This window comes from Pseudoalteromonas sp. c7(2019), assembly GCF_011378625.1.
Lineage (GTDB): Bacteria > Pseudomonadota > Gammaproteobacteria > Enterobacterales > Alteromonadaceae > Pseudoalteromonas > Pseudoalteromonas arctica.
Window position 1 is genome coordinate 1 of the sequence record NZ_WTKS01000104.1, and the last position, 389, is coordinate 389.

The 389-nt window shown below is 38.8% G+C and carries 1 protein-coding gene; it reads right to left on the bottom strand.

Going from position 1 to position 389, the window contains the following annotated elements:
- The coding region (locus tag GQR38_RS20190) for a DMT family transporter (RefSeq protein WP_240920066.1) at window positions 1–375 on the bottom strand (375 nt) is incomplete at its 3' end.
- Window positions 376–389: the final 14 nt, after the last annotated feature.

Sequence of the window (389 nt, forward strand, 5' to 3'; positions counted from 1 at the left end):
AACGGAAGGTGCTATTTTTGCGTAATTTGCTGCAAACGCATACATTGAGGCAGCAAATAAACAAGCACAAATGGCCCATACACCTTCTTCTCCTAATGTTAACGCTTGTTGCCCGACCAGCACTGAAACACCTAGCATGCCTATTAAGAGACCTATTCCCGCTTTTAATTGTAAACGTTCTTTTTGCCATACACTCGCAATCACAGCACCAAATAATGGAGCCGTAGAGTTAAGTATCGCCAATGTAGATGCATTTAAGGTTTGTGCTGCATACGCGAACATTAAAAAAGGAAAAGCAGTGTTAAAAGAACCAATAATGAAAAAATGTTTAATATTCGCTAAAAATTGTAAGCGCCTACGTAAGTATATGCCCATCAGTAATAAACACA